At 62.7% G+C, this 7,176-nt stretch carries 5 protein-coding genes and 1 pseudogene; 5 read left to right on the forward strand and 1 reads right to left on the reverse strand.

Features of this window, described 5'->3' with window-relative positions; all coding sequences use genetic code 11:
• Window positions 1-1,301 (reverse strand): annotated as a pseudogene (locus EN884_RS19135) (peptidoglycan-binding protein); the annotation flags it as partial.
• A 455-nt stretch (window positions 1,302-1,756) separates the two neighbouring features.
• On the opposite strand from EN884_RS19135, the gene EN884_RS19140 reads away from it, so the two are divergent.
• From EN884_RS19140 to EN884_RS19160, 5 genes are all read left to right on the forward strand, one after another.
• Window positions 1,757-2,215, forward strand: a complete 459-nt coding sequence (locus EN884_RS19140; protein ID WP_013533661.1) for a MerR family DNA-binding transcriptional regulator — start codon at window positions 1,757-1,759, stop codon at window positions 2,213-2,215.
• 307 nt (window positions 2,216-2,522) lie between these two features.
• Complete coding sequence (locus tag EN884_RS19145) at window positions 2,523-4,313, forward strand: acyl-CoA dehydrogenase (RefSeq protein ID WP_013533660.1); 1,791 nt, start codon at window positions 2,523-2,525, stop codon at window positions 4,311-4,313.
• A 46-nt stretch (window positions 4,314-4,359) separates the two neighbouring features.
• On the forward strand, window positions 4,360-5,532 hold the full coding sequence (locus tag EN884_RS19150) for an acyl-CoA dehydrogenase family protein (RefSeq protein ID WP_082826644.1): 1,173 nt from the start codon (window positions 4,360-4,362) through the stop codon (window positions 5,530-5,532).
• A gap of 33 nt (window positions 5,533-5,565) precedes the next feature.
• Window positions 5,566-6,774, forward strand: a complete 1,209-nt coding sequence (locus EN884_RS19155) for an acetyl-CoA C-acetyltransferase (protein WP_027161729.1) — start codon at window positions 5,566-5,568, stop codon at window positions 6,772-6,774.
• A 14-nt stretch (window positions 6,775-6,788) separates the two neighbouring features.
• Window positions 6,789-7,176: enoyl-CoA hydratase-related protein (locus EN884_RS19160; protein ID WP_206617607.1), on the forward strand; the 388-nt coding region annotated here is incomplete at its 3' end.

Genomic DNA, 7,176 nt, shown 5'->3' on the forward strand with positions numbered 1-7,176 from the left:
GCGTCACCCTGGCGGCGTTCCATCATGCTCGACAGCACGTCGAAGCGTTGCTCCAGCCCATGGAAGATGTAGTCGGCGTCAGGCATGGCGGGTGCCTGGTCGATCTTGTCGGCGATGAATGCGATCTGCTTGGCCAGGCGCTCCATCGCCTGCTCCGGCAGATTGGCGCGGCCGGCGAGTTCGTCGACCCGGCCCGACAGCGTGCTCAACCGGTCCATGACCGCGTTGCCGGGACGATCCTGCGCCACTTCCTGGATCTGGCCGGCAAGCGAGTCGATCCGTCTCTCTATGCGCTCGAAAGCCTCGTGGTCGAATGAATTGGCTTGCGCGGCGACCGTCGATGCCACGATGGCGCGGGAAATCTCGTCCAGCCGCTCGTCGATCATGCCAAGCGTGTCGCTGCCGCGATTGTCTTGCTGGCTGGCGAAATGGTCGACAGCGCCGGCAAGCGTCCGCACCTTCTCCTCCAGCGAGCGCAGCGACAACGATTCCGGCAAATTGTTGACGGCATTGCTGATCTGCTCGAGCCGGGCGGTGAGAGCAGACAGGCCCGGGTCGTCCGAGCGCTTGCGCTGGTCGGCGTCGAGGCGGTCTTCGAACGCCGTCCAGCGGCGATCGAAATCGTCCCAGCGGCGGTCGACCTTCTGCACGCTCTCTTCGCGTGCCAGCGTTTCGAGTGCGGCTTTGACCTGTTCGAGCTCGAGGCGCAGCATGTTGACGCTTCTGTCGTCGCTCTTCTCGGCCAGGGTCTGGATGGCGCCCGAAAGACGCTCGAACTCAAGGCCGAGTTCAGCACTGCCCTTGGCCGAAGCACCGGGCCTTGCGCCTGACTGGAAGGCCCGCTCGATGTCCTTGCGCAGCGCTTCGAATTCCCGCTGCAGGCCTGCGGTCATCTGGTGGCGCAATTCCTCGCGCATGCCGCGCAATTCGCCGGCGATCTTGCCGACCATGGCAACGCCATCCTCCTGGCCGCGCACGCGATCGATATCGCGGGCAATGGCCTGGTAATTCTGCTCGAAAGCGGCGGCTCCCTGCATCGGGCTCTTCGGACGCGACGCGGGCTGCGGGTCCTCATACCAGCGCTGCTGGCCAGAGGGCCGGGCGGCGGGGTAGCGCGCATCGGCACCATATTGGCGGGGATCGGGTTGGCGGAGTTCGGGACGTGCCATCGGATCCTCGCGCGTCCGCTCCAGCCGCTGCTCCAGTGTCTCCAGCGACTGGTTCAACTGATCGAGCGTGGTCTGCGGCCTGCGCTGCCTGCCGGCATTGAGTGTATCGAGATAGGACCGCTTGCTGTTCATCGGTGCGTCCGTCTTTCAGAATGGCTGGCTCGCGGCCAGTTCCCCCAGGTCCCTATCGGAACGAAGGCGACCGGCGGCGATGCCGCGGCGGAAGACGAGCTTCCCGGGCTCTCGCCCGCGCTCCGAAAAACCGTGAAAAATTCGATACAGGATAAACACGGGTAGCCGACGCGCCCACATTTCCCCCAACGTGGTAAACAACGCGTTAACCAAACTTAAGAAATCGAAAGGATGTTGGCTGCTGGCCTGACGGTGCGGCATAAAGGGCGGGGCGCAGAACGCCCTTGCGTCATCCTGCGGCAATCGGTATAGAATTGACGTAAACGTAAAAGGCGCATTGAGCGCATGTTTGCGATTTGTTTGTTGAAACCACGACTGGAAGCAGGCCCCCGCTTCCAGTCAGGCGACGCACGGTCCAGGACCGCGACGCCACCAGACGGGGAAAGCCAGTGACCATGAAGCTTATCTCGGCCGGCGAGACCGCGGCCAATACCAATATGTCTGCCGAAGCCGGCGAGGACCTCGTCCGCATCGGCGAGATGGCGAAGAAATATGGAGTGACGCTGCGCACGCTGCGTTTCTACGAAGACAAGGGCCTGCTCAACCCGCAGCGCGACGGTTCGACCCGTCTCTACACGCGCCGCGACAAGGCCCGCCTCAAGCTGATCCTGCTTGGCCGCAAGGTCGGATTCTCGCTGCGCGACGTCAAGCAGATGATGGATCTCTACGATCCCACCGGTTCAAACACCAAGCAGCTCAAGCTTGCGCTGGACAAGTCGGAAAAGCAGCTTGCCCGCCTGCAGAAGCAACGGGCGCTGATCGACGACGCCATCAACGAGCTCAGCGGCTCGATGTCGGCGGTGCGCCAGATGCTGAGCGAGCGTTCGGCGCCGCAGGCGAGCGCCGCCAGCTGAAGCAATTCCGTCAGGAATTGCGCCAGACACCAAGTCGTCTGCTGATTGTCCGAGTTCTGTCTAGCCGCGTGGCCTGCCACGCGGCTTTTCGTTGTCCTGGCCCACTCTTATGGCCTTTCGGCGCTGGCTTGCGCAACGTCGCGCCGCTACGCTCATTGCTCCAGGGGGCGGGGAATCTTGTCGCATCGAGAAAATTGACGTTTACGCAAACGTCAATTTTTGCTATCCCGCTCCCAATATGGGTCCGCATGCCGCCCTGGCTTGTCTTCGGGGCATTCGGACCGGGTTTGCAGGGTGGAGAAAAAGCATGCCGACATACAGGGCTCCGGTCCAGGATACGCTGTTCGTGCTCAACGAGGTTCTGGGTTACCAGCGTTATTCGAACCTTCCCGGATTTGCCGACGCCACGCCCGATGTGCTCGAGGCGATCCTCGCCGAAGGCGCCAAGCTCGCCGAAAACGTCATGCATCCGCTGAACCGTGTCGGCGACATGGAAGGCTGTGTGCGTCACGACGATGGCTCGGTGACCACGCCGAAAGGCTTCAGGGAGGCCTTCGACCAGTACCGCGAGGGCGGCTGGATGGGATTGGCCGCACCCGTCGAGTTCGGCGGCCAGGGCCTGCCCTATGCCGTGCACACCGCCGTCGCCGAATATATGGTCTCGGCCAATATGTCCTTGATGATGTATCCGGGCCTGACGCAGGGCGCGATCGCGGCAATCATCACCCACGGCACCGACGAGCAGAAGGCGACATGGTTGCCGAGGATGATCGAGGGTGCCTGGACCGGCACCATGAACCTGACCGAGCCGCATTGCGGCACGGATCTCGGCCTGTTGCGGACCAAAGCGGTGCCGAACGGCGATGGCACCTATAAGATTTCAGGCCAGAAGATCTTCATCTCGGCCGGCGAACACGACATGTCGGACAACATCGTCCATCTGGTGCTGGCCCGCATCGAGGGTGCGCCGGAAGGCGTCAAGGGCATCTCGCTGTTCATCGTGCCGAAGCTCAAGCTCGACCCGTCGGGCAATCCGGGCAACAGGAACACCGTCTCCTGCGGCTCGATCGAGGAGAAGATGGGCATCCACGGCAATTCGACCTGCGTCATGAACTATGACGAGGCTGAGGGCACGCTGCTCGGCGAGCCCAATGGCGGCCTGAAGGCGATGTTCACGATGATGAACGAGGCGCGCCTCGGTGTCGGCCTGCAGGGGTTGTCGCTGTCGGAGATCGCCTATCAGAACGCTGTCGGCTACGCCAAGGACCGTTTGCAGGGCCGCTCATTGTCTGGGCCGAAGGCGCCGGACAAGAAGGCCGATCCGATCATCGTCCATCCCGACATCCGCCGCAGCCTGATGACCATGAAAGCCTTCAACGAGGCCGGCCGCGCGCTGGCGCTGTGGACGGCGATCAAGTCCGACATCGCCCACCGCTCCGGCGACGACAAGGATCGCCAGGCCGCCGACGACTACACCGGCCTGATGACACCGGTGGTCAAGGGCGTGCTCACCGACAAAGGGTTCGACCACGCCGTCATGGCGCAGCAGGTGTTCGGCGGTCACGGTTATATCGAAGAGCACGGCATGAGCCAGTTCGTGCGCGATGCCCGCATCGCTATGATCTATGAAGGCGCCAATGGCATCCAGGCGCTCGACCTCGTCGGCCGCAAGCTTGGTTTGCATGGCGGCCGCGCCGTGCAGGCCTTCTTCAAGGAGGTTGGCGAATTCTGCGAGGAGAACCGCGCTAACGAGAAGATGGCGCCGTTCACCAAGGCGTTGAAGAAAGGTCTCAACGATTTGCAGGCAGCGACCATGTGGCTGGTGCAGAACGGCATGGCCAAGCCCGACAATGCGGGTGCCGCCTCGACCGACTACATGCATCTCTTCGGCCTGGTCGCTCTGGGCTATATGTGGGCGCAGATGGCCAAGGTGGCACTTGGCAAGACGGACGCCAATGGCGCGCAATCCTTCTACGACAACAAGATCGTGACGGGGCGCTTCTTCATGGAGCGGATCATGCCGGAGACATCGGCGCATCTCGCCCGCATTTCGAGCGGCGCTGACACATTGATGGCACTGCCGGCGGAAGCGTTCTAAGCTCGACTTCACTGGCCTTTCTGTCTGTCGATACGCGGAGGAAATCGTGGCGACAAATCCCGCCGAAGTGCTCTCTTTGCCGAAGCCCGCCTGGGCGGCGGACGAGGTCGGCATGCTCTACGACATGGCGCATCGCTTCATGTCGGAGGAGATCGCGCCGCGCTACGACGAGTTCGAGAAGAACGAGATGGTCGATCGCGAAAGCTGGCTGAAGGCAGGTTCCGCCGGCCTGCTCTGCGCTTCTATGCCGGAGGAATATGGCGGCTCCGGCGGCACCTTCGCGCATGAGAGCGCCATCATCGAGGCCATTGGCCATGTCGGCGTCGACGGGTTCGGCATCGGCCTGCACAATTCGATCGTCGCCCCTTATATCCTCCACTACGGCTCCGAGGAGCAGAAAAAGAAATGGCTGCCGAAGCTGGCGACCGGCGAGCTGATCGGCGCCATCGCCATGACCGAGCCCGGCGCCGGTTCCGATCTGCAGGGCGTCAAGACGCGGGCGCAGAAGGATGGCAACCACTACAAGATCAATGGTTCCAAGACCTTCATCACCAACGGCCAGCTTGCGAACTTCATCATCGTCGTCACCAAGACCGATCCGGAGAAGGGCGCCAAGGGCACCTCGCTGATCGTCGTCGAGACCGACGAGGTCGAAGGTTTCCAGCGCGGCCGTAACCTCGACAAGATCGGGCTCAAGGCCAACGACACGTCGGAGCTGTTCTTCAACGACATGCGCGTGCCGACCTCCAATTTGCTCGGCCACGAGGAAGGGCAGGGCTTCGTCCAGTTGATGCAGCAACTGCCGCAGGAGCGGCTGCAGATCGGCACGGGCGCCATCGCCATGATCGAGCGGGCGCTGGCGCTGACCATCGACTACGTCAAGGAGCGCAAGGCGTTCGGCAAGGCGATCATCGATTTCCAGAACACCCAGTTCAAGCTGGCCGAACTCAAGACCGAGGCCACCATCGGCCGCGTCTTCTACAATGATTGCGTCGCCCGCCACATCGCGGGCGGCCTCGATCCCGTGACAGCGTCGATGGCCAAGTACTGGCTCAGCGACCTGCAGGGAAAAGTCGTCGACGAATGCCTTCAACTGCATGGCGGCTATGGCTACATGAATGAATACCCGATCGCCCGCATGTTCCGCGACGCCCGCGTCCAGCGCATCTACGGCGGCACCAACGAGATCATGAAATTGCTGATCGGACGCTCTCTCTGAAGGCGACATCAGGCAAACCCAAGGAGCAAGCAAATGGCTGAAGCTTATGTCTATGACGCCGTGCGCACACCGCGTGGCAAGGGCAAGAAAGACGGATCGCTGCACGAGGTGCCGGCGGTGCGGCTTGCCGCCAAGACGCTCGAGGCGCTGCGCGACCGCAATGGGCTGGACACTGCAAACGTCGACGACATCATCTTCGGCTGCGTCGATCCGGTCGGCGAGGCGGGTTCGGTCATTCCGCGCGCCGCCGCCTTCGAGGCCGGCTACGACACCAAGGCGCCCGGCATGCAGATCTCACGCTTCTGCGCTTCCGGGCTCGACGCCATCAATTTCGGTGCCGCCAAGATCGCGCAGGGAGCGGACGAGATCGTCATTGCCGGCGGTGTCGAATCGATGTCGCGCGTCGGCATGGGCGCCTCGGGCGGTGCCTGGTTCATGGATCCTTCGGTCGGCCTGCCCGGCTGGTTCGTGCCGCAAGGCATCTCGGCCGACCTGATCGCCACCAAATACGGCTTCAGCAGAGACGACGTCGACGCCTATGCGGTCGAGAGCCAGAAGCGCGCCGCCAAATCCTGGGCGGATGGCCGCTTCAAGAAATCCGTCATTCCGATCAAGGACCAGAACGGCCTGACCATCCTCGACCATGACGAGCATATGCGCCCGTCGACCGACATGCAGTCGCTGGCCTCGCTCAACCCGTCCTTCGTCATGCCCGGCGAAATGGGCGGCTTCGATGCGGTCGCGGTGCAGAAGCATCCCGAAGTGGAAGAGGTCAACCACGTCCATCATGCCGGCAATTCGTCCGGCATCGTCGATGGTGCGGCGGCCGTGCTGCTCGGTTCGAAGAAGGCCGGCAAGGCGATGGGGCTGAAGCCCCGCGCGCGTATCCGCACCTTCGCCAACATCGGCTCCGAGCCTGTGCTGATGCTGACCGGTCCGGTCGACGTCACCGAGAAGCTGTTGAAGCGCGCCAAGATGAAGCTCTCGGACATCGACCTGTTCGAGCTCAACGAAGCCTTCGCTTCGGTGGTGCTGCGCTACATGCAGGCTTTCGACATTCCGCATGACAAGATCAACGTCAATGGCGGTGCCATCGCCATGGGTCATCCGCTCGGCGCCACCGGCGCGATGATCTTCGGCACGGTGCTGGACGAACTCGAGCGGCGCGATCTCAACACCGCTCTGGTGACGCTGTGCATCGGCGCCGGCATGGGCACCGCAACCATCATCGAACGCGTCTGACGGGGAGAGAAACGATGAGCTACACCAATTTCGCCCTCGACACCGACGCCGACGGCATTGCGCTGGTCACCTGGGACATGCCCGGCCGTTCGATGAACGTCTTCACCGAAGAGGCGATGCGGGAATTGAACGCCATTGTCGACAAGGTGGCTGGTGACGCCGCCATCAAGGGCGCCGTGATCACCTCCGGCAAGGATACCTTCTCCGGCGGTGCAGATATCTCTTTGCTGCAGAAGATGCTGACGACCTTCGCCGCGGAAAAGGGCAAGGACGCCGAAAAGGCGACCAAGGCGCTGTTCGACAATGCCGGCATGATGACCGGCCTGTTCCGCAAGCTGGAAACATCAGGAAAGCCGTGGGTGTCGGCGATCAACGGCACCTGCATGGGCGGCGCCTTCGAAT

It is taken from the genome of Mesorhizobium sp. M7A.F.Ca.AU.001.01.1.1 (genome assembly GCF_004022735.1).
GTDB lineage: Bacteria > Pseudomonadota > Alphaproteobacteria > Rhizobiales > Rhizobiaceae > Mesorhizobium > Mesorhizobium ciceri.